We start from the raw sequence: 21115 nt of genomic DNA on the forward strand, positions 1-21115 counted from the left end.
TGGGTATGGGCGCAGCGGAGTGGTGCCGTCTCACGCCGTACCGGGGTGTGTTGGGGACACTTTGTTGGACTTGGTGGACGGGCGCTCCGCGAGCTTGCCAGACCATTCTACCGGCCGGAGCGCCCCACCCTGTATTCGTGCAAGTCCTGCCGCCCTTCGCGCCGTGGACAGCATATTGGCGGTGGGCTTGGAGGAGCGGGCAGCAGCCCGTTGGAAGTGGTTCTGGAGTTGTAACGGCGGGGTCACTAGGATTGCTGAATGGCTGAGAAATCGAGATCCGTGCTGTTGCCGGTGGTCGCCGCCGCAGTGTTCGCCGGACTGGGACGGATGGTCCTGCAGAAGATCAAAGCCGACCGGTTCGCCCGGGAGAACCGGGTTGCCGGGCCGATGGATGAAAAGACCAGGCAATGGATCAGCGAAGTGGTCAGGACGCCCCGGCAGTAGCCGGCACCGCAGCCCGCGTGACGTTGTCCGGGGTGCCCGCAGGAGCGCCATTTTTCCTCCCCTCCGTCCTGTTCGGGGACGGCAGTGACAGGCGCAAGTTCGCTTTTGTGTCCTATGTCATATTTGGCTATCAGTCTGTACCCTTTGAAACGGCTGGTGTCACGAAAATGACAAGACCTGTAACTTTCGTGTCCCAAGCCAGTCGTTTCTGGCCCCCAACCGTGGCTGGGCCGGTACCTCGTGAAAGGGTTGCACGTGAGATCTACTGGAAAGAGTCCCTTGCGGGGCGGCGGATTCCGGAAGGCTGCGGCGCTGGCCGTGGGTTTGCCGCTTCTCCTCACCCCGATGGCCGCCAGCCCCGCCACCGCGGCGCCTGCCGGCCAGGACATGGCAACCCCCGCCAGGAACGCGGCCGCTGCTGAGTTCACGGACGGCCGCTACATCGTTGTCCTCGCAGGTGCAGCGGCCGCCGCCTACGAGGGTGAGACCCCGGGACTGGCGCCCACCAGGCCGCAGGATGGCCGCAAGCTGGATACCGGAAGTGCCGGCTACAAGGCCTATGACGCGCACCTCCGCAAGGAGCAGCGGGACGTCGCCGCCAGCCAGGGTGTCACGCCGCAAAAGCAGTTCACCGCTGCCCTCAACGGCTTCAGTGCCCAACTGACTGCGGGGCAGGCCATGGAGCTGTCCAGGGACAAGAAGGTCCTGGCGGTGACGCCGGATGCGGAGAATGCCCCGGACTACACCACCACGGACTTCCTGAAGCTGACCGGGCCCGACGGCATGTGGGCCGAACAGTTCGGCGGGGAAGCGAACGCGGGCAGGGGTGTTGTGGTGGGCGTCATCGACTCCGGCTACGCTCCGGACAACCCCTTCCTCCAGGGCGAACCCGTTTCGCCACTGAGCGGCCAGGCGCAGGTGGGCGTCCCCTACCGCACCGCGGACGGCAAAATCGCGATGCTCAAGGCCGATGGATCCACCTTCGTGGGCGAGTGCCAGAAGGGCCAGGGAACGGGTGCGTCCTTCGACGGCTCGCTGTGCAACTCCAAGGTCATCGGGGCACGGTACTTCGCCGATTCCTTCCTGCAGCTCGTGCCGCCGGCGAACCGGGCCCCGCAGGAACTCATTTCCCCCGTGGACGTGGGCAGCCACGGCACCCACACCGCCACAACAGCGGCCGGCAACGCCAACGTGGAGCAGGTCATCGACGGCACCAGCTTCGGCGAGAGCTCCGGGGTGGCCCCGGCGGCAAAGGTTTCCGTCTATAAGGTCTGCTGGGAGGACACGAACCCTGATTCCGGCGGCTGCTACTCTTCCGCAGCGGTGGAGGCAGTGGACGCAGCCGTCAAGGACGGCGTGGATGTCCTGAACTACTCCATCTCGGGAAACAACAACAGCACCACCGATCCGGTGTCGCTGGCCTTCCTGAACGCCGCGGCCGCGGGCGTGTTCGTCTCTGCCTCCGCCGGCAACTCCGGCCCCGCCGTTTCCACGGTCAACCACGCCGCGCCGTGGCTGACCACCGTGGCCGCCTCCACGTTCCCCAGCGAGCTGCTGGGAACGGTCAAGGTTTCCGATGGTTCGCTGTACCGGGGAGCTTCGATCATGAAGTCTGAAGTGGCGGACAAGCCGGTGGTGGTCGCGGCAGCCGCGGCCGCCGCGGGTGCCGCCAATCCGAACCTCTGCGGCCCGGGCTCTCTGGATGCCGCGAAGGTGGCGGGCAAAGTGGTGGTCTGTGACCGCGGCGTAGTGGACAGGACAGCCAAGAGCCAGGAGGTCAAGGACAAGGGCGGCGTCGGAATGATCCTGGTGAACCTCACCAGCAGCTCCGAAGACGCGGACAACCACGTGCTGCCCACCGTGCACGTGAACGCCCCCAAGAGCCTGGAACTGAAGTCCAAGCTGGAAGCCAACCCCGCACTGACCGTCAGCCTGGTCAAGGGAGACCTGACCGGTGAACCCCCGGCCCCTGCGCCGCAGATCGCCGGTTTCTCCTCCCGGGGGCCCAGCCTTGCCTCAGGCGGCGACCTGCTGAAGCCGGACATCGCAGCGCCGGGCGTCAACGTCCTCGCGGGCGTCTCCACCATCGGCAACCACGGCGCCCAGTTCGGCTTTATGTCCGGCACCTCCATGGCTGCCCCGCACATTGCCGGATTCGGTGCCCTGGTCCTGAGCAAGGAGCCCCTGTGGTCCCCTGCCACGGTCAAGTCGGCCATGATGACCACCGCCTACCCGCTGGTCAATGCCGACGGCTCGCCGAATACGGATCCTTTCCAGTGCGGCGCAGGGCACATCGATTCCAGCCGGGTCCTGGATCCGGGACTGGTCTACGACTCCGGCATCAAGGACTGGCTGGGCTTCCTCAACGGCCAGGGCGTGGACACCGGGGCACCCCAGGCCGGCACCATCGCCGCCCGCGACCTGAACCTGCCGTCCATCGCACTCGGCAGCCTCGTGGGAGAGGTCCAGGTCAAGCGCCGGCTGACAGCACTGGTGCCCGGCATGTACCGGCCCGAAATGAACCTGCCGGGCTTTGACGTCAAGGTGGAACCGGCGGCACTGAACTTCGCCAAGGCGGGCCAGACACGCGAAGTGACCCTGACCATCAAGAACGTGAATGCCCCGGTAGGAAAGTTCAGCACCGGACACCTCACCTGGAAGGGCCCGCGCACCGTGAGTTCGCCGATCGCCGTCCGGCCGGTGGACGCACAGATCGCACCGTCCTTCTCCTTCACCTCGCCCACCGGAACCGGCAGCGGGACCATGGAGCTGGTGTCCGGCTCGGATAACCCCATCAAGGTAGGGGTGGAAGGACTGGCTCCGCTGAGCCAGACCGCCATTACCAAAACGCCCGGGGCGTACGCGCAGGCCAACGATGCGCACAACGCACTGCTCCAGGTGACGGTGCCGGCGGGGGCGACGTTCGCCAGGCTGGGCGTCCAGGCGCAGTCCGACACCGTGGACTGGGACATGGTGGTTTACGCACCGAATGCCGCCGGGGGACTGACAGCCACGCAGGTGGCAACGGCTTCCGCCAGCGAGTTCCTGGACCTTGAGGCGCCGCGGGCCGGAACCTACTACGTCGTGGCCAACCTCTATTCCACCCCGGACAGCGGACCGGCCAGCGCAACGGTGCAGGCGGTTTCGTTTGCCGGTGATGCCGGCAACCTCACGGTGGACCCGAACCCGATCGCAGCTCCCAACGGCACCGCCACCTCGGCCACCCTGTCTTGGACAGGCCTGTCCGAAGGGGCTTACGTGTCGCGCCTGAGCCTTGGTGAAAACGGCATCAGGACCTGGGTCAACGTCCAGGTGGGCGCGGCCTCGGCCGCCCCGTCCGGGGCCCCGCAGGTAGCCTTCGCCAACGGCGTGCCTGCGGTTTAGCACCCGCGGGCGTTAGGAAAAGCAGGATCCCGGCGGTTCAACCGCCCGGGATCCTGCTTTTGCGCTCCTAGATCCGGGTGTTGCCCCAGGCGCCGCCCGCGCTGCCCAGCAGGGCTGCCATTGCGTTCCACCGTGCGATTTCGCAGCCGTCAGTGCGGGTGAAAACATATTCGACGGCGCGCCCGTGGAAGGTCCCGCTGACCACGGCAACCTGCGGCCCGCCGTACTGCTGGGTGCACAGCCTGGGCGGTCCGGGCTTCGGAAAGAAGATGGCTTCACCGTGCTTTTCCACCGCCGCAAAAGCGGCGCCGGGATCGGGCAGGGTGCTCTCGGCGGACGGGCCGTCATCGGTTGCCACCAGCCGGAAGAGGTAATCGGCTGCGTCCGGGGTCTCCCGGAGCCTGATGGTCAGGTCGATCATGCCGGACCGTCCCCTGTAAGCGCGGCCAGTTCCACGGCAAGCCGTTCGCGAAGCCCGGCTGCCTCGGCCGCAAAGGAACGCTGGTGTTCCACGTAAGCGGATTTACCCTGCGGGGTTTCGATGGGAATGGCCGGGTAGCCCCATTCCGCAAGGTCGTAGGGCGATGCCTGCATGTCCATGGCGCGGATGCGCCAGGACAGTTCAAAACAGTCCATCACCAGTTCGCTGGGCAGGGCGGGCAGGAGCTTGTAGGCCCATTTGTAAAGGTCCATGTTCGCGTGCAGGCACCCCGGCTGTTCCAGGTGCCGCTGGGTTTCCCGGGTGGGCGCGAGTTCATTGAGCGGGGTGGCATCCGGGGTGTAGAAGCGGAACGCATCAAAGTGGCTGCAGCGGATCCGGTTGTCCTCCACCACCTTGTCCGTCCCCGCTGGACCAAGGCGCAGCTGGAGGTACTCGTGGCGGAGGTCAAACCGGTCCTGGTGGTAGACCATGGCCCACTCGTGCAGGCCGAAGCAGCCAAACTGGGCGGGCCGCGCGGCGGTGCCGCGCAGGATAATCCCGGCGAAGGCGACGGCATCCTTGCGGTCGGCAAGGAAAGCGCCCCGGTCGAAGGTGACCGCGGTACTGCCCGCAGGCAGCCCCAGGAAGGCAAGCTCGCCGTCGTCGAGCGTCCGGTAGTGCTTCCAGCCGTGGCGGGCAGCCGCTTCACTGCCCAAAAGGACGACGCCGGCACCCGGATGCCAGCGTCGGAGCTGGCCCGGTTTCTGGGTGTAGTAGGTGAAGAGGAAGTCCTCCACCGGGTGCTTTTGCCCGGCAGAGCGCCGGGCAAGGTAGGGATCAGCGTAGCGGGCGACGCGCTGCTGGTGGGCTTCCTCCCGGACCCGCCATTCGTCCGCCGCGAGGACCTTAAGCTGCTCCACCGGCGGCACCAATAACGTCCTTGGCCGCATCCCAGGAGCCGATTTCGCAGCCGTTGGTGCGTTTGAACGCGTCATCAACCGGGACGCCGTCCACCACGCCGGTGACCTGGGCTTCCTGCGGGCCGCCGTATTGTTCCGTGCATGCCTGGTCAGTCCGGACTGCGGGGGAAGCCACGATGGCAGCATTGTTCTTCAGGGCGGCGCAGGCGGCGTCGGCCGTGGGGTGCTTGCTTTCGGCGTCAGCAGCGCCGTTGACACAGACCAGGGTGTAGTGGACCTCCGGCTCGCCGGGCGATGGCCTCAGCGTGATCGCCAGTTCAGCATTGCCCTGTCCGGGACCGGCCGGCGGCCCGGTGGCCGGCGCTGGTGCGGGAGCCGGAACGGTGGATTCGGCGTCCGGGGCGGTGCTTCCGGAGGGGGCAGTGGGACCCGGCGATGCCGATGGGGAACCGGATACCGAGGGGCTGCCCGCGGGAGTTCCGCCGCCCTGGTCCGGGGTGCACGCCGGCAGCAGCAGGAGCGCCGCGAACAGCAGTACTGCTGAATGCGCCTTGCCCGAATGCACCTGGTGCCCGCGCCGGGGCCTGTCCGTCATGGTGCCATTCTACTGCCGAAGCCCCCGCGCCCGGCTAAGCCTGCTGGCCTTGGGACGTGGCAGCGATGAGGCCCATCATGGACGCGTGCAGTTCGCCCACCTGCTCGCGGGTCAGGCCCAGGCGCTCCATCATGGTCCCGGGCACCTTCAGGGCCTCCTGGCGCAGGGCCGCGCCCGCGGGGGTCAAGGCAACGGCGAGGGCGCGCTCATTGCCGTCCACCCGCCGTCGGGAGATCAGCCCGGAAGCCTCAAGGCGCCGCAGGAGGGGCGAAATGGTGGCAGGTTCCTGCGCGAGGGCATCACTGATGTTCCGCACGGTGCGGGGACTGGATTCCCAGAGGCACAGCATCACCAGATACTGCGGATGGGTGAGGTTCATCCGCTCCAGCACGGGTCTGTAGGCCCCCACCACGCTGCGCGAAGCGACGGTAAGGGCGAAGCACAGCTGATGCTCCAGCAGCAGGTCATCGTCCTGCGCGGTGCCCGTGCCGGCCACTGCGGTGCTTGCTCCAGGGTTCATCGGACCTCCAATTGTTAGTGCACTAATCATTAGCGTACACTGGTACTGGTAAAAGGGGTTCTTGGAAGGAGTCGGTTCATGGGTAAGGCAAACTCTGGAAGTAAAGAAAACGCCTCGCAGCGGTTCATGCGGGCAACCGGCAAGCTGCGGGCCGTTTTTGGTCCTGCCAACCGGTCGTCCCTGGTCCATGACATGACGGACGAAAACCGCCGGCTCCTCGCCCAGCGCCAGGCTGAAACCCAGCAATGGGAGACCATCACCCGCCCCGACGGCAGCACGTACGTGCTGCCCCGGAACCCTGACGACAAATCACTGCGCTGACCGGCCGAAGGCAGCGCCGGTCCCGCGGTCCGCTTCCCCCTGCACCCTGTTCTCCCGGCCCGAGGTCCTTTTAGGGACGCCGGGCGTAAAATAAGGGCACTGGCTCTGCCAGGAGCACGGGCATTTTTCTTTCAATGGCTCTTTCCCCGGCATGCGGGAAGGGGGTGGAAAACAGTGGCACATTTCGTTGATGGGTTCATGAGCCTCACGGACCGGCTCCGCTTCTTCTTTGGCCCCGCCACCCGGCTGGACTCGAGTCTGCCGGTGGTGCACAGGCATGACGATTTCGAGCAGGCCTCGGAAGAGGAACTGACGCACTTTATGGTGGAAACCGACACGGACGGCCATCACTACGCGGTACGCCGCGAAGACCTCGAGAAAGAGGCCTGACCCGGCCGTGCCGGAGACAACAACAAAGCGCTGATGACGGACTCAGTCCGTCACCAGCGCTTTGTTGTTGAAGCTGTGCTGTAGGGGATACCCGTCAGCGGCCGGTGCCGCCGTACACGGTGGCTTCGCTCTCGCTGTCCAGCTCGAAGGCCCGGTGGATGACCCGTACGGCCTCATCCAGAAGGTCGGCGTGGGTGACAACCGAGATGCGGATCTCCGAGGTGGAGATCATGTTGATGTTGATGCCCGCGTCCGAAAGGGCCTTGAAGAACGTGGCGGAAACGCCCGGGTGGGAACGCATGCCGGCGCCGATCAGGGACAGCTTGCCGATCTGCTCGTTGTATTCGATGGTCTCGAAACCGATCTGCTCCTGGGCTGCGTGCAGGGCGGCCAGGGCGTCGGCACCTTCCACGATGGGCAGCGTGAAGGAGATATCTGTGCGGCCGGTGCCGTGGGTGGACACGTTCTGCACGATCATGTCGATGTTCGAGTGGGCGTCGGCGATGACCTGGAAGATGGCGGCTGCCTTGCCGGGGATGTCCGGAACACCAACAACGGTGACCTTGGCTTCGGAACGGTCGTGCGCGACGCCGGAGATGATTGGCTGCTCCAAGGCAACTCCCTCTTGTGTGGTGATCTTGTCTTCGGCGCTGGGGATGACCCAGGTGCCTTCGTGCTGGCTGAATGATGAGCGGACGTGCAGCGGGACGCCGAACCGGCGCGCGTATTCGACGCAGCGAAGGTGCAGGATTTTGGCGCCCGAGGCCGCGAGTTCAAGCATTTCCTCGCTGGAGATCGTATCGATCTTCTGGGCTGAGGGGACCACGCGGGGGTCCGCAGTGTAGATGCCGTCCACGTCGGTGTAGATTTCGCAGACGTCGGCCTCGAGTGCCGCTGCGAGGGCGACGGCAGTGGTGTCGGAGCCGCCGCGGCCAAGGGTGGTGATCTCGTTGGTGGCGCGGCTCATGCCCTGGAAGCCCGCGACGATGGCGATGTTTCCCTTGTCGAGCGCGGTGCGGATGCGGTGGGGGTCCACGTCGATGATCCGGGCCTTGCCGTGGATGCCGTCAGTGATCATGCCGGCCTGGGAGCCGGTGAAGGACTGCGCGGAGGCACCGAGCTTGTTGATGGCCATGGCCAGCAGGGCCATGGAGATGCGCTCGCCGGCGGACAGCAGCATGTCCATCTCGCGGGCAGGGGCGGAATCGGTCACCTGGCCGGCGAGGTCCAGGAGTTCATCGGTGGTGTCGCCCATGGCGGAGACCACAACAACCACTTCGTTGCCCGCAGCCTGGGCGTCCACCACACGCTTGGCCACCCGCTTGACGCCGTCGGCATCCGCCACGGAGGACCCACCGAACTTCTGCACGATGAGCTGTTTGGTGACTGCACCGCCGGCGGGCAGCTCCTGCGGCTGCGTTGCGTTGTGCACTTCGGTAGTGGGCGTACTCATGCGCGAACCTTCACTGGATCAATTGGAGTCCGGCCAGGCAGCCGTAACGCTGTGTTGGCCCTGACCCTGGAACTAACGCCGCTGTTGGCGCGACTTCTCCGGACCAGTTTATCGCCGCCCGTGGCCAGGGGTTGAATTGTGACCGAATCTCAGCCCGGGGGGAGCCTGCCGGCATGCTCCGCAGGCGTACGCTCGAACTGTCAGCATGCATCAAAAACTGTGGGGGACAGGTGCGCATTACATGGCAATGATTTCTGAATTACCGGACGGCGTGGACGGGCGGGAACCCGGCGACGGCATCACTGCCCGGGCGGTCAGCCGCAGCTTCGGCGCGGTTCACGCCGTTGAACATATGGACTTCCATGCCCCGGCGGGCCAGGTGACAGCCCTGATCGGCCCGAACGGCGCCGGCAAAACGACGCTGCTGCTGATGCTGGCATCGTTGCTGGCACCCGATGAGGGCAGCATCAGTGTGGGGGGACTGGATCCGGTCCGCCACCGTGCAGAGGTGCGCAGCCGGCTGGGCTGGATGCCGGACACACTGGGGGTGTGGGAATCGCTGACGGCGCGCGAAATCCTCACCCAGATGTCCCGCTTCTACAGGCTTCCGGCGCAGGGTATCGGGCGGCGGGTGGCGGAGCTGCTCGAACGGGTCCGGCTGGACGAGCTTGCTGACCAGCCGGCGCGGGTGCTGTCCCGCGGGCAGCAGCAGCGGCTCAGCCTGGCCCGTGCCCTGATCCACGACCCTTCTGTCCTGCTGCTCGATGAGCCGGCGTCCGGCCTGGACCCCGGCTCCCGGGTGGAGCTTCGGTTGATGCTGCGCCAACTGGCAGCCGAGGGGAAAGCAGTGGTGGTTTCGTCCCACGTGCTGAGCGAACTGGATGAGATTGCCGACGGCGCGGTGTTCGTCAACAAGGGCCGTACCGTCAGGCAGCAAACCACTGAGCAGGCTGCCGCGGCGGGAAGGCGGTATGCCGTCACAGCCTCCGACATGGCCGCGCTCGCCGCCAAGCTGGCCGGGCTGGGCGTGGCATTCCGCCACGAGGACGGGCGCCGCCCGGCCATCAGCCTGGTTCTGGGCGGCGACAGCGACGCCGAACGGCTGCTGCGCGATCTGGTGCTTGCCGGCGTCGGGGTAACTTCCTTTGCCCCGGCGACAGGCGCCCTTGAAGAGACATACATGAGCCTCGAGGGGGAGCGGCAATGAGCCACGCTACCAAAGACCGGCAGGACACCGGCGGCAGAACCAGGGGCGGCTACCTGGCCGGCATCCGGGACGTGGTGGTGCTTGAGCTCAAGCAACGGCTGAGGTCCCGCGGCTGGTACATCATGCTGGCCATCTGGTTTGCCTTGACCGGGCTGGTGACCTGGCTGACGTGGGCCAGCTGGAATGCATCCCAGGCGGTGCAGCGCGACTACCCCGGCTACGTGGCCCCGCCCGAGACCGGGCCAGGGTCAATGATCTTCGAGGTGGTCCTCGCCTTCGTGCTCCTGTTTGCGCTGCTTGTTGCCCCGGCACTGTCAGCGAACGCCGTGAACGGTGACCGGGCAGGCGGGACGCTGGCCATCCTCCAGGTGACACTGCTGCAGCCCGGCCAGATCCTGTGGGGCAAATTTTTTGCTGCATGGGTGGCTGCCCTGGCCTTCCTGGCAGCCAGCACACCGTTCCTGGTGATCGGGGTGGCACTGGGTGGAATGACCCCCGGCCATGTGCTGGTGGCGCTGCTGATGCTTGCCGTTGAGGTTGGGGTGGTCTGCGCCATCGGGGTTGGCATCTCGGCGCTCGCCGGCCGGCCGCTGTTTTCGATTGTGGTCACGTACCTGGCCGTGGCGGGGCTTGCCGTGGGCACCCTCATCGCTTTCGGGCTGGGCACGGGGCTGACGCACGGCACCGTCATGGCAAACCAGGCGGAGTACCGCACGTACGAGCCGCTTCGGGAGGAGAGCCAGCAAGGGCCGATCGAACCCGAGTACACCTGCACCGGACCGCTGCAGGAACAGAGCGCAATGCGGACAGAACGGGTGGCGTGGCTGCTGGCGATGAACCCCTACGTGGTGGTGGCGGACGCAATCCCCTACAAGGACCGCTCGCAGGAACGGAACTATTCGTCGGTGGGGGCGATAGAGACCATCAGCCAGGGGGCCCGGTACGCGATGGCTGGCCCTGAGGGGACGTTTCCCTGCGCAAACGGGGAGGTCAAGCCGAGGTATCTGGCACAGTCCACCCCGTTGTGGCCGCTCGGCCTGGGTTTGCAGCTCCTGGTGGCGGCACTGCTGATGTGGCTGGGCTGGCGCGCGCTGCGCACACCGGCCCGCAGGCTGGCACGGGGAACCCGCATAGCCTGACCGCTCCTGTGGACAGGCCCGGCGCGGCGGACCACCATGGGATTACCCGTGACCGCCGGGGCCGGGCCTGTTTTGGGATGTGGGGCTGTAACTGTGGCTGGTGACGAACGGCAAGACGATGGCCGGGGCGTCGAAGAACCCGTGTACGAGGTCATTGGCGCGGGCGGGCTGGGTGGCGCGGGCGGGCTGAGCTCCGCGGGCGCTGAGGACGACGACGGCCTGCCGCCAGGCCCGGGCGCTGCCCGGGTGCTCCTGGGCCAGGCCTTGGTGGACGTTGCCGGGTACGTCCGGTCAGGACGGTTCTGGTGGCAGGCGATCCTGATTCTTGTGGTGTCCCTGGGTGCTGCGCTGTTGACGGTGGTGGCGGCCGGCGGCGATGTGCCGCCCGATGCCCCCGGAGCAGCGTACATTTTGACGGCGGTGGTGCTGGTGGTGGTTTCCTGCGTCCTGGCTGTCAGGTGGGGGAGGCATCCGGGGCCTGCCGAAGGAGGCCCGCCACCTGAAGGGTTGTTCCTGCGCTGGACTGTGGTGTGGGGCCGTGGTGCGGTCTTTGCCATGCTGTCCGCGCTCTTCCTGCTTGGCCTTGCCTACGCAACGGAGTCATCCCCCGCGATAGCCGGGGTGGCAGCAGCCTTGGTTCTACTGGAGTTCGTGGTTTTTGGCGCAATTGGGGTGGGCACGTCCTGGTGGTTCGGGAAAATCGCCGGGCGGATTGTCGCGTGGACGTCGGTCCTGGTGCTCCTGGCGGGAAATATGCTTGCCGTTGCGGCAATGCTTCCCGCTGTCCGGAGCTCCGAACGTGTCCTGGTGGCCGTGAACATCCAACGCGACGACGCCGGGCGGCTGGTGTCGTGGCAATGCCTGCCGGAGTTGCGGGGCTTCACCGAGGTCTATCACACCGGGCGGATCGCCTGGATGGCCGCAGGCAATCCGCTGGTCCTTTTCATCCTGCTGACAGGGGAATCCGGTTCAGAGGAAGGCGCGCTGGGATGGCTGCCGGGGGAGGCGGAAAACGCTGCTGACGGCTCGCAGGTCCCCTGTATAGAGGGCCAGGAGCACGACGGAGCAGGACCGGACCTGGACCTGCCGCTGGCAGCAGTTGGCATCGCATTGCAAATGATCACGGGCGGGGCGTTTATGGCCGGTGGTTACCTGGCCGCCGGGCGCAGGTCCGCCTCAGGCGGATGAGTCCGGACGGTCCAGCCGAAACATCAGCAAGGAAAGGCCCTTGCCCGCGCCTTCCCCGTTGGCGGGATCAACCGGGTCATCCCGGAACCCGGGGTTCCGGAGGAGCCTGATGGATGGAGTGTTCGGCTCATAGACTGCCGCTGCGACGCCCGGGCCAGTGCCAAGAGCTTTGTCAGCCGTTCCCTGTTGGGCGCCACGGAAAGTGGTTCGTGGGAGAGATACCGGGTGGCCGCGAGGTTGCTGTGGTACGTGTGGATGGCTGCCTCGTCCGAGTCTTTGACCACCGGATCACCAGCCGCTCGGTAACCAGCGGCGTCATCCCTCCCGGGGCCATTCTCTGTCCGGCCTTTTCTCTGCCCGGCCTCAGGTGAGGGCGTTGCGGCGGCCCTCGAAGGCGCGCCCCAGCGTGACCTCGTCCGCGTATTCGAGATCGCCGCCCACGGGCAGCCCGGACGCCAGGCGGGTCACTGCGATCCCGATGGTTTTCAGCATCCGGGCCAGGTAAGTGGCCGTTGCCTCTCCCTCAAGGTTGGGATCGGTGGCGATGATGACTTCCTGGATGGCGCCGTCGTTCAGCCGTGTGAGCAGTTCGCGGATCCGCAGCTGCTCCGGACCGATGCCGCCGATCGGATTAATCGCGCCGCCCAGCACGTGGTACCGGCCGCGGAAAGACCGCGTACGTTCCACCGCGAGCACATCCTTGGATTCCTCCACAACGCAGATCACCGCGGGATCCCGGCGGGGGTCACGGCAGATGTTGCACAGTTCCTGCTCCGTGACGTTGCCGCAGACGGTGCAGAACTTGACCCGTTCCTTCACCGTGGTGATGGCTTCCACCAGCCGCTTCATGTCCTGCGGGTCCGCTTCAAGGATGTGGAACGCCAGCCGCTGTGCGGATTTGGGGCCCACGCCGGGAAGGCGTCCGAGCTCGTCAATCAGCTCCTGGACAGCACCTTCGTACACGTTTTCCTCTTTATCTGGGGGGGGTGGATGGTGGTCGGATCAGTAGCGCGGCGTGACCGGGCTGCCGTCGAGGGAACGCTCCTCGATCAGCTTCCCGCCGAGGATACGTTCCACCGCTGCACGGCCGAAGACACCGGATGCCTCAATAGTCTCATCGTCGGGGCTCGGGATGTCCTGGACGTACGTGGCTGCCGCCGGGACGGCGCGGGTGGGGGCCTTGGCCCGGCCCGCCTCTGCTTCGGGGCTGTTGGACAAACGTTGGTAGAGGCTCTGGCGCCCGCCGTTTGAGGGCGAAGCCGCAGCAGCGGAGGACGCCAACGAAGCAGGAGACGCCGGTGCAGCCTGTGCCGGTGCAGCCTGTGCGGGTGGGGCTGCAACTGGCCGTGCTGCAGGAGCCGGAGCAGCCGCAGGAGCCGGCGCGGCGGCCGGGGCGGCTGATGCCATGGCGTATTCACGCGGCCGCGCCGGAGCGTATCCGGCGGGATCGGGACTCGAAGGGCGCGGGTTGGAGGCGCCTGGGTTGGAGGAGCTCGGGTTGGAGGAGCTCGGACCGACGCCTGCGGTGGTGATGCCGGCTGGAACGGAGCGGCCGGGTTCGGTGCCCTGCCCCGCCGATCCGGGCGTCGATGATACGGGGGCCGCTAACCCCCACTCCGCGTCCACCGCAGCGGCCGCGCTGTTGACCGGTATCGAAGGGGGAACCTGGGCAGTGGCTGGTTCGTAGTGGTGGTTTGGAGCGGGGGCGGCAGGCCCCGTTTCCGGACGGCCGGCAGCTGCGGACTTGCCGATGTTGCTTTCCTCGCCGACCACCCAGACGCCCGGTGCCTGTTCCACTGCACGGGTCCAGGGATCATGTGGTGCATCCCCAGCCGCTGCCGTCTTGGAAGGCACTGCTCCAGTGTCTGCCGGGGTCCCGGTGCTGGCCCGGGTTCCAGGCTGGCTGCCTTCCAGGTTTTCGATGGCTGAAGCGCTGGCAGTTCCGGAGGCTTTGGCGCTGCGCTGTTCGGCCACAGCTCCGGTGGCGCGAGGCTGTGGGCGTGCCGAAGGATTCCAGTCCAAAGGAGGCTCTTCCTCCAGCGGGGGAGCGTCCTCGTCCCTGGGCGGACCCCAATCGTCGTCAGAATACGAGTAGTCACCGGCAGCGCCATAAGGGTCGGCCTGAACCGAAGGGGCCTGGGCAGGCAGACTCCGGTTCGTCGGGTTCGAAGGAGCCTGTGCTGAAGGGGCAGCGGGAGATGCCGGTTGAGCCGGCGGGGCTGGAGCCGACTGGACAGCAGGAGATGCCGGTTCAGCCGACGGGGCTGGAGCCGACTGGGCAGCGGGAGATGCCGGCACCTGTTGAACCGGTGACGCCTGGGCGGGCGGGGCCGCCGGGGAGGCTGCTGTTGTCTGGGCCGGGGGTGTCTGAGCCGGACGGGGTGACACCGGTGTTGCTCCCATCTCCGGAGCCGACGGTGCGGGTGCCAGCCCCCAGGCAACGTCGGCTGACGTTGCCGGGGCAGGCCGGCTAGCGGGTGCTTTTGGGTTTGGTTCAGAGCTCGCCCGGCCAGCCCCGCCAACCCCGCCGGCTGCACCGCCGGCAACCGCCGTGATCTGGCAGTCGATGCCCACGGTCTTGTGGATTGCCTGCCGCAGGTTTTCCGAATGATCGGCCCGGCCGAAAGCGCCCGCGAGTCCGGACGTGCTGAACGAAAGAGTCAGCGTGCTTCCGTCGAAGGCGCCAACCTGTGCATTCGGCTCAACGAGTGCCCAGGTGCTGCGTTTGATCTTCGCCAGCGTCTGCAGGACGTCCGGCCACGCGCGGCGCAGCACTTCGACGTCTCCCATGGCCGCCGGGGGTGCCCCGGGACCCGAAGACGCGGGAACGGAAGTTTCCGGACGGGAAGGAGCAGGACCCGCAGAAGCGGTCCGGGGTTGTGCCGGCCCGGCAGGAGCTGTTCCGGAATGTGCCGGCGCCACAGCGGAGGGCTGGGGCTGCGCCGGGGCCGCAGCGTCTGGCCGTGGACCAGCCGGGGGACGGGTCCCCTCGGGAGCCGGCGCGTCAGGCCGTGCGCCGGCGGCAGGGGGACGGGTCCCCTCGGGAGATTCAACCGGCCAGTCGCTCGTGCTGACACGGGGTGCGGTCAGCGGTGCACGGGATTCAGCGCCGGCCGGAGCGGTGCCGCCAGCCGCCGCGGTCTCCGGAGCTGCGGCCGGCACAGACGGCCCGCGCCCGGAAGAACCAGCAACGTCAGGTTCCGCAACAGCAGCCGGTTCTGTACCAGCAGATGCTGCCGCAGCAGGTGCTGCAGCCACTGCTGCGGGGGCCACGGGCTCCGGCCGGGCGGCACCTGCGGCCGGTACCGGCCCACTGGCTGCGTTTCCGGCGGCTGCCGGGTTCCGCGCAGATGCGCCATCACCTGACGGCGCCGGCTGGTGCCCAGGGGAGACGGCGGCGGGAGCACCGACGTCGTTCCCGGCGTAATTGAGCCGGCGTTCCACGCGGTCAATCCGGGCAGCCATGCCACGCTCGTTCTGCTCTGAGCTGGGCAGCAGTATCCGGGCGCACAGGAGTTCCAGGTGCAGCCGCGGGGACGTGGCACCGGTCATCTCCGTCAGCGCGGTGTTGGTGACGTCCGCGGCCCGCGACAACTCGGCCGCTCCAAGGTTGTGGGCCTGGTTCTTCAACCGCGCAATCTGGTCCGCGGGCATGCCGCGGAGGATGGTCTGCGCGCTCTCCGGCATGGCCTGGACGATGATGAGGTCGCGGAAGCGTTCCAACAGGTCCTCGACGAACCGGCGGGGGTCATGGCCTGTCTGGATGACCCTGTCCACGGCACGGAAGACGGTGGCGGAGTCCGAAGCGGCAACGGCCTCCACAACGTCATCAAGCAAGGAGGCGTGGGTGTAGCCAAGGAGTGCAACGGCAAGCTCGTAGTCCAGGCCGTTTGGCCCGGCGCCCGCCATCAGCTGGTCCAGGACCGAGAGGGAGTCACGGACTGAACCGCCGCCTGCGCGGATCACCAGCGACAGCACTCCGGGCGCCACCGGAACATTTTCCTGGTTGCACAGGAGTTCCAGGTAAGCCATCAGCGGCTCGGGCGGCACCAGCCGGAAAGGGTAGTGGTGCGTCCGGGACCGGATGGTGCCAATGACCTTGTCCGGTTCCGTGGTGGCGAAGATGAACTTGATGTGTTCAGGCGGTTCTTCAACGATCTTCAGCAGGGCGTTGAATCCGGCGGACGTGACCATGTGGGCTTCATCGATGATGAAAATCTTGTAGCGGTCCCGCACGGGAGCGTACGTGGCGCGCTCGCGGAGGTCCCGGGCGTCGTCCACACCACCATGGCTGGCGGCATCGATCTCGATGACATCCAGTGACCCGGAGCCGCCGCGCGCAAGTTCAATGCAGCTGGGGCAGGTGCCGCACGGGGTGTCCGTGGGACCCTCGGCGCAGTTCAGGCAGCGGGCAAGGATGCGTGCCGAGGTGGTCTTGCCGCAGCCCCTGGGGCCGGAAAAGAGATAAGCATGGTTGACGCGGTTTTTCCGCAAAGCCGTCATGAGCGGCTCGGTGACATGCTCCTGCCCGATAACGTCAGCAAACGAGTCTGGACGGTATCTGCGGTAGAGGGCGGTAGTAACTGTCACAGAGAAAACCCTACCAATCCGGGCTGACGGTCTGCCGCCCTGTGGGGGAATAGTAAAGACCCCCCATGCACCCGCCAGAGCCCATTTACCCTTGCTACCTTCCGGTCCTGGGGGAGTTCAACAGGATGACGCCACATGAGGGGCCGCCAGTTACTTTACCCGAAGTTCAGGCGCGACTCGAATCGGCCTCAGGCCGGCCGCCAGGACTCAACCGGCCAGCTCATCACGGCAGGTTCCTCATACGGGTGCGTGGCCCGCAACGCCGCCACCACCGCTTCCAGCAGCTGCCCTTCAACCACGCATTCAACCCGGTCCTCGGCCACTTCTTCCGGAACGTCCACCTGCCCCTGGTACGGATTGGCGCCGTCCCGGGGCATAAAGCGGCCCGTTCCCCGCGAGGTAAAGGAGCAGTGCGAGTAGTTTCCGATGCGTCCGGCTCCGGCGTCACCGATCGCCTTCAGCAGCCGTTCGGTGTGGGTGTCCGGAACGTAAAACACCAGGGCGTGCAGTTCGCTCATGCCCCCATCGTTCCGCATCCGCCAAGCCAAGGCAGGAAATTCATTGCTTATCCACGGCGCAGCCACGATCATGGGTATGTACACCGATTGGGGCAATCTCAAGATTGTGAGCTGCGGGGCCTGGCTGAACGGGGCCGGACCCGGCAGCTCAACGGTGTTCCGATGGAATGGGCGCGTTGGGGGCGTCCATTTCTGGGTTAAGCCCCGGGCATGCCAGAGCAGCGCGGAAAGCCGCAAATCCAGGCCCGGGACCGCCAATTGGGCGATGCGGAAAAGTTCAGGTAGTCTAGTACCTGCTTTTGATTCAGAAGCAGTTGGAGAATTCGCCTAGCGGCCTATGGCGCACGCCTGGAACGCGTGTTGGGTTAACGCCCTCGGGGGTTCAAATCCCCCATTCTCCGCCGGTTGGAACCCGGTCCCGCACTGTGCGGGACCGGGTTCTTTCGTTTGCCCGGGGCCATAGCCCTGGCCCCGGCCCCATTGCCCCGGCCGTGGCCCGGCCGCGTGCCCAGGCCCGATAGGCCCGCCCCATTGCCCCGGCCGCTCCTCCTGCTGGCCGCTTCAACGGCTCCCGGCAATGTCACCAAACCCGAGCCGGCGAAGGCGTTTCCTGGCCGCAAGTTCGCTGGGTCCGCGCCGGCCCAGGGCAAGGCGGACGACGCCGAGCACCACTTTGGTGGCCAGCTTCACGGGGAGCGGGAAGGGGCCCAGCCGCGGCACGGAGAGTCCAAGCATCCGCCGGTATCGGGGCTCCAGGCTGTAGACCGCCCCGGCGAACAGGACACGGTACCCGGGCCGAAGCATTGGGTTCAGCGGCGCGTTGCGGATGAACTCCACCGTCTGCGCCACCCTGTTGTCCCCGCGCAGCTCGCCGCTCCCGTACCACCGGTCCAGCTGCGCCCGCATGTCTGCCTCGCTGAGGGGCGGATCCTCGACGCCCATCAGCCTCCCGGCCTGGGCCCATTCGCGGACGTACGCGTCCGGCCCGCCGGGGATGGGGCCGCCCCATAATTTGTGGGCTGTGAGGAAGGCGTCGGTGAAGGCGATATGGATCCAGCCTGCCAGTTCAGGATCGTTGGCGCTGTAGTTGCGCGGTGCTCCCCGGTTGTCCACAAAGCTGCCCTGTACCGGCTCGTGGAGCCGCTGGACGCGCCGCGACGCTTCCTCGGCGGCCGCCTTGGATCCGTATGTCACGGTGAAGATCCAGCGGATGGTCGCCGCCAGGCGGGCCAGTGGATCCTCGCGGAAGCCGGAGTGCTCGTGCACACCGGCCAGCGCGCCCGGGTGGAGGGACTGCATCAGCAGCGTCCGGATTCCGGCCACGATCGGTGACATGGAGCCATGCACGGCCCACACCGCCGAGCCCGGGAGGTGGTAGCCGGGATCGTTTCCCTCGGCCAGGTCTGTTACCCAGCCCGGGACGGCATCGGCCCTCCCGGTGAAGGTTTTCTTGAGTTCGTCCTGCCATGTCCGGAGGAAACTGCGCATGTCCCATTGTTGCCCATGACGGGGCCGCCAGCGGCAGGACAGGACGCGGTGCCCTGTTCCGCAAGGTTTGCTCAATTATTTGGACAGAGCAGCGCTACGGGGTTCACAGGCTTCCGGCCGTGTGGTCCCATGGGAGATATCGTCATGACAGCGGGCGGTGATCATGTTCTGGAGTCAGTCTTTTGGGGAATCATCGGAGACCAGATAAGCCCACGGTGCCGCGCCGTCCGCACGTTTCCGTGGTGCGCGCGTTCGCTGCCACGGGTGCCCTTGCACTCTCCGTCTGGGCCCTGAACCTCTCGGGCAGCGCGGAAGAATTCAACGCCACAGCAGCCGGCTCTGCCGGCAGGGCTGCCGTATCCGCCGCGCCTGGTGCAACCGCCGTGCTGTCCGGGCGGACCGGTGAAACGCCGTCGGACAGTGTTGGGGCCGGTACTTTGCAGGGCACCATCTTCGGCGATCCGGACGCTCAGGTTCCCTTCCCACGCCCTGCCCTGGGCGGCTACAGCGGTACGAGCCCCTTTCCGCTGTCAGTAGGGCACGCCGGGCTGGACCGGCCACCGGCCGGCTTCCTGATGGCACCACTGGACTCGCTCGTCCCCACGTCACCCTTCGGTTTCCGGGTGAGCCCGCTGTCCGGGAGCGCCGGCGACTTCCACCTCGGCCAGGACTACGCCGCGCCGTGCGGAACGAAAGTGTACGCCGCCGATTCGGGAGTGGTCCGCGCCGCCGGCTGGCACCCCTGGGGTGGCGGCAACCGGGTGGAGATCGACCACGGCAACGGCCTGATCACCACGTACAACCACCTCGAAGCCATTGCCGTGCGGACAGGCGACAAGGTCAATGTGGGCGGGCTCATCGCCGAGGTGGGCAGCACCGGTTGGTCTACGGGCTGCCACCTTCACTTCGAGACGATCCTTAACGGCCGGCACATCAGTCCGCTGACATGGGGATTGCTGCCGTTGCGCCCGCTGGCGGACAACGGAACCGAAGAGTTGCGCAGTTACGCCCCCGGCAGCGGTTCGCCGCTGGGCTGGCTGCAGTGGGTGCTGCCCGCCGTGGGCATTGATTCGGACGGTTACGGGGCTGAAGCCGGTGGCGGAACGCCGGCCACCCAGGCTGCCACACCGTTCGGCCCCAGTGTGCTGTCGCCGTCACCGTTCGCCTCGCCCAGCGGTACGTCCACGACGGCGGGCGGGACTACGGCGTCTGCGTCGCCGAGCGGGACGTTCCCGACAACGGGCGGGACCACGGCGTCTGCGTCGCCGAGCGGGACGTTCCCGACAACGGGCGGGACCACAGCGTCTGCGTCGCCGAGCGGGACGTCCACGACGACGGGTGGGACCACTTCGTCCCCGTCGCCGAGCGGGACGTCCACGACCGGCGGAACCACAGCGTCTCCGTCACCCACGGGGACGTCCCCGGCCTCGCCCTCGCCAACGCCCACCACGCCGAGCCCCACACCAACGCCGACACCAACCCCGACACCAACCCCAACTCCGACACCAACCCCAACTCCGACACCGACGCCAACCCCGACTGCACCGGCCACAACGCCTACTCCCACGCCGACACCTGCTCCCACGCCGACGTCGGCACCCCCGGCGCCTGCGCCGGTCCCGACTTCACCGCCACCGCCGCCGCCCGCTCCTGCTCCGGGCCCGACGTCACCCGCGCCGGCCCCCTCTTCACCCGCGCCGGTCCCCACGTCGTCACCCGCGCCCGCGCCGGCCCCGACATCCACACCCCCTGCCCCGGCTCCGACGTCGTCGCCGGTGGAAACGGCATCCCCGACCGGATCGCCGTCGCCCGCGCCCGCGCTCCCCACCGGCTGAGGAGCCTGCCCCCGACCTTTGAAGCAGCCCAGGAAACGTCCAGCCCGGACCAGTACCGTGATCCACTGGCAACGAATTCCCTGTATGAACAACTTCCTGAGGACGCAGCCTGTGACACCCTTGTATTCCATCCCGCTGACCCTGAACGACGGAACCCGGACCGATTTCGGCAGGTTCAAGGGGAAGGTGGTGATGGTGGTCAACGTGGCGTCCAACTGCGGCCTGACACCCCAGTACGCCGGGCTTGAGGCGCTGTATGAAAAGTTCCACGACCGCGGCTTCGAAATCCTGGCTGTGCCCTGCAACCAGTTCGCCGGCCAGGAGCCGGGCAGCGACGACGAAATCGCTGAGTTCTGCGAGCGGAACTATGGGGTGAGGTTCCCGCTCACCATGAAGGCCGACGTCCGCGGCAAGGACCAGCACCCGCTGTACACGGAGCTGACCAGGTTCAAAACAGGGCTGTTGCCGGGGTTCGTGAAGTGGAACTTCGAGAAGTTCCTCGTCAACAGGGACGGCGAAGTGGCCGCCCGCTTCCCGCCCGCCGTGGAGCCGGACTCAGCGGACATCATCGACGTCATCGAAAACGCTTTGGGGTGAGACTGCGCTTTCCCGAATTAATTCCAAAAATGCGCAGTTCTTTTAGCTTTTTCCACACGGGCTTCGGCGATTTACCCAAAGTTTGCCAAATGTCTGATTGGATAA

18 protein-coding genes, 1 tRNA gene, 1 other RNA gene and 1 pseudogene are annotated in these 21115 nt (G+C 66.9%); 10 read left to right on the forward strand and 11 right to left on the reverse strand.

The window, feature by feature from the left end:
- Window positions 1–258: 258 nt before the first annotated feature.
- Window positions 259–444, forward strand: a complete 186-nt coding sequence (locus tag BACI348_RS03745; RefSeq protein ID WP_159824013.1) for a hypothetical protein — start codon at window positions 259–261, stop codon at window positions 442–444.
- 279 nt (window positions 445–723) lie between these two features.
- Window positions 724–3828, forward strand: a complete 3105-nt coding sequence (locus BACI348_RS03750) for a S8 family serine peptidase (RefSeq protein ID WP_159829753.1) — start codon at window positions 724–726, stop codon at window positions 3826–3828.
- Between the two features lie 67 nt (window positions 3829–3895).
- On the opposite strand, the gene BACI348_RS03755 is transcribed toward BACI348_RS03750, so the two are convergent.
- From BACI348_RS03755 to BACI348_RS03770, 4 genes are read right to left on the reverse strand one after another with little or no spacing between them, the layout of a single operon-like run.
- A complete protein-coding gene (locus tag BACI348_RS03755) occupies window positions 3896–4249 on the reverse strand; it encodes a subtilase-type protease inhibitor (RefSeq protein WP_159824014.1) in 354 nt (117 codons plus the stop codon).
- A complete protein-coding gene (locus tag BACI348_RS03760; protein WP_159824015.1) occupies window positions 4246–5178 on the reverse strand; it encodes a 3-methyladenine DNA glycosylase in 933 nt (310 codons plus the stop codon). The genes BACI348_RS03755 and BACI348_RS03760 overlap by 4 nt, the downstream gene beginning before the upstream one ends.
- Window positions 5156–5764 (reverse strand): SSI family serine proteinase inhibitor, encoded by a 609-nt coding sequence (locus BACI348_RS03765; protein WP_159824016.1) that lies wholly within the window; start codon window positions 5762–5764, stop codon window positions 5156–5158. Before BACI348_RS03765 ends, BACI348_RS03760 begins: the two co-directional genes overlap by 23 nt.
- 34 nt (window positions 5765–5798) lie before the next feature.
- The gene (locus BACI348_RS03770; RefSeq protein WP_159824017.1) at window positions 5799–6284 is read right to left on the reverse strand and encodes a MarR family winged helix-turn-helix transcriptional regulator; all 486 of its coding nucleotides are present in this window, start codon (window positions 6282–6284) and stop codon (window positions 5799–5801) included.
- Between the two features lie 78 nt (window positions 6285–6362).
- On the opposite strand from BACI348_RS03770, the gene BACI348_RS03775 reads away from it, so the two are divergent.
- Both BACI348_RS03775 and BACI348_RS03780 read left to right on the forward strand, forming a co-directional pair.
- Window positions 6363–6605: a hypothetical protein gene (locus tag BACI348_RS03775; protein WP_159824018.1), complete on the forward strand. Its 243-nt coding sequence runs from the start codon at window positions 6363–6365 to the stop codon at window positions 6603–6605.
- Window positions 6606–6779: 174 nt separating this feature from the next.
- Window positions 6780–6995, forward strand: coding sequence for a hypothetical protein (locus BACI348_RS03780; protein WP_159824019.1), 216 nt, complete (start codon window positions 6780–6782; stop codon window positions 6993–6995).
- A gap of 94 nt (window positions 6996–7089) precedes the next feature.
- Here the strand turns inward: BACI348_RS03780 and BACI348_RS03785 are convergent, their stop codons facing one another.
- On the reverse strand, window positions 7090–8448 hold the full coding sequence (locus BACI348_RS03785) for an aspartate kinase (RefSeq protein ID WP_159824020.1): 1359 nt from the start codon (window positions 8446–8448) through the stop codon (window positions 7090–7092).
- 241 nt (window positions 8449–8689) lie between these two features.
- On the opposite strand from BACI348_RS03785, the gene BACI348_RS03790 reads away from it, so the two are divergent.
- The 3 genes from BACI348_RS03790 (at window position 8690) to BACI348_RS03800 (ending at window position 11982) form a co-directional block, all read left to right on the forward strand.
- The gene (locus tag BACI348_RS03790) at window positions 8690–9655 is read left to right on the forward strand and encodes an ABC transporter ATP-binding protein (protein WP_236557408.1); all 966 of its coding nucleotides are present in this window, start codon (window positions 8690–8692) and stop codon (window positions 9653–9655) included.
- A complete protein-coding gene (locus tag BACI348_RS03795; RefSeq protein WP_159824021.1) occupies window positions 9652–10794 on the forward strand; it encodes an ABC transporter permease in 1143 nt (380 codons plus the stop codon). The genes BACI348_RS03790 and BACI348_RS03795 overlap by 4 nt, the downstream gene beginning before the upstream one ends.
- A gap of 93 nt (window positions 10795–10887) precedes the next feature.
- Entirely contained in the window at window positions 10888–11982 is a 1095-nt protein-coding gene (locus BACI348_RS03800; protein WP_159824022.1) for a hypothetical protein, read from the forward strand.
- Between the two features lie 363 nt (window positions 11983–12345).
- On the opposite strand, the gene recR is transcribed toward BACI348_RS03800, so the two are convergent.
- The 4 genes from recR to BACI348_RS03820 all read right to left on the reverse strand — a co-directional run bounded on the left by recR (window position 12346) and on the right by BACI348_RS03820 (window position 17090).
- A complete protein-coding gene (gene recR, locus BACI348_RS03805) occupies window positions 12346–12945 on the reverse strand; it encodes a recombination mediator RecR (RefSeq protein WP_159824023.1) in 600 nt (199 codons plus the stop codon).
- Between the two features lie 39 nt (window positions 12946–12984).
- The gene (locus BACI348_RS03810) at window positions 12985–16572 is read right to left on the reverse strand and encodes a DNA polymerase III subunit gamma and tau (RefSeq protein WP_159824024.1); all 3588 of its coding nucleotides are present in this window, start codon (window positions 16570–16572) and stop codon (window positions 12985–12987) included.
- Window positions 16573–16623: 51 nt separating this feature from the next.
- An RNA gene (ffs, locus tag BACI348_RS03815) (signal recognition particle sRNA small type) lies at window positions 16624–16720 on the reverse strand.
- A 40-nt stretch (window positions 16721–16760) separates the two neighbouring features.
- Window positions 16761–17090, reverse strand: a complete 330-nt coding sequence (locus tag BACI348_RS03820; RefSeq protein WP_159824025.1) for a YqfO family protein — start codon at window positions 17088–17090, stop codon at window positions 16761–16763.
- Window positions 17091–17406: 316 nt separating this feature from the next.
- On the opposite strand from BACI348_RS03820, the gene BACI348_RS03825 reads away from it, so the two are divergent.
- A tRNA-Ser gene (locus BACI348_RS03825) sits at window positions 17407–17491 on the forward strand.
- A 160-nt stretch (window positions 17492–17651) separates the two neighbouring features.
- Here the strand turns inward: BACI348_RS03825 and BACI348_RS03830 are convergent.
- A complete protein-coding gene (locus BACI348_RS03830) occupies window positions 17652–18578 on the reverse strand; it encodes an oxygenase MpaB family protein (RefSeq protein ID WP_159824026.1) in 927 nt (308 codons plus the stop codon).
- A gap of 575 nt (window positions 18579–19153) precedes the next feature.
- Here BACI348_RS03830 and BACI348_RS20590 point away from each other — a divergent pair.
- Window positions 19154–19459, forward strand: a pseudogene (locus BACI348_RS20590) (M23 family metallopeptidase); the annotation flags it as partial.
- Between the two features lie 197 nt (window positions 19460–19656).
- Here the strand turns inward: BACI348_RS20590 and BACI348_RS20595 are convergent.
- The gene (locus BACI348_RS20595) at window positions 19657–20406 is read right to left on the reverse strand and encodes a hypothetical protein (protein ID WP_236557732.1); all 750 of its coding nucleotides are present in this window, start codon (window positions 20404–20406) and stop codon (window positions 19657–19659) included.
- Between the two features lie 118 nt (window positions 20407–20524).
- Here BACI348_RS20595 and BACI348_RS03840 point away from each other — a divergent pair, with 118 nt between their 5' ends.
- Window positions 20525–21010, forward strand: coding sequence for a glutathione peroxidase (locus tag BACI348_RS03840; RefSeq protein ID WP_159824027.1), 486 nt, complete (start codon window positions 20525–20527; stop codon window positions 21008–21010).
- The last annotated feature ends 105 nt before the right edge of the window (window positions 21011–21115 follow it).

The sequence above is a fragment of the Arthrobacter sp. 9AX genome, from assembly GCF_902506095.1.
Taxonomy (GTDB): Bacteria; Actinomycetota; Actinomycetes; order Actinomycetales; family Micrococcaceae; genus Arthrobacter.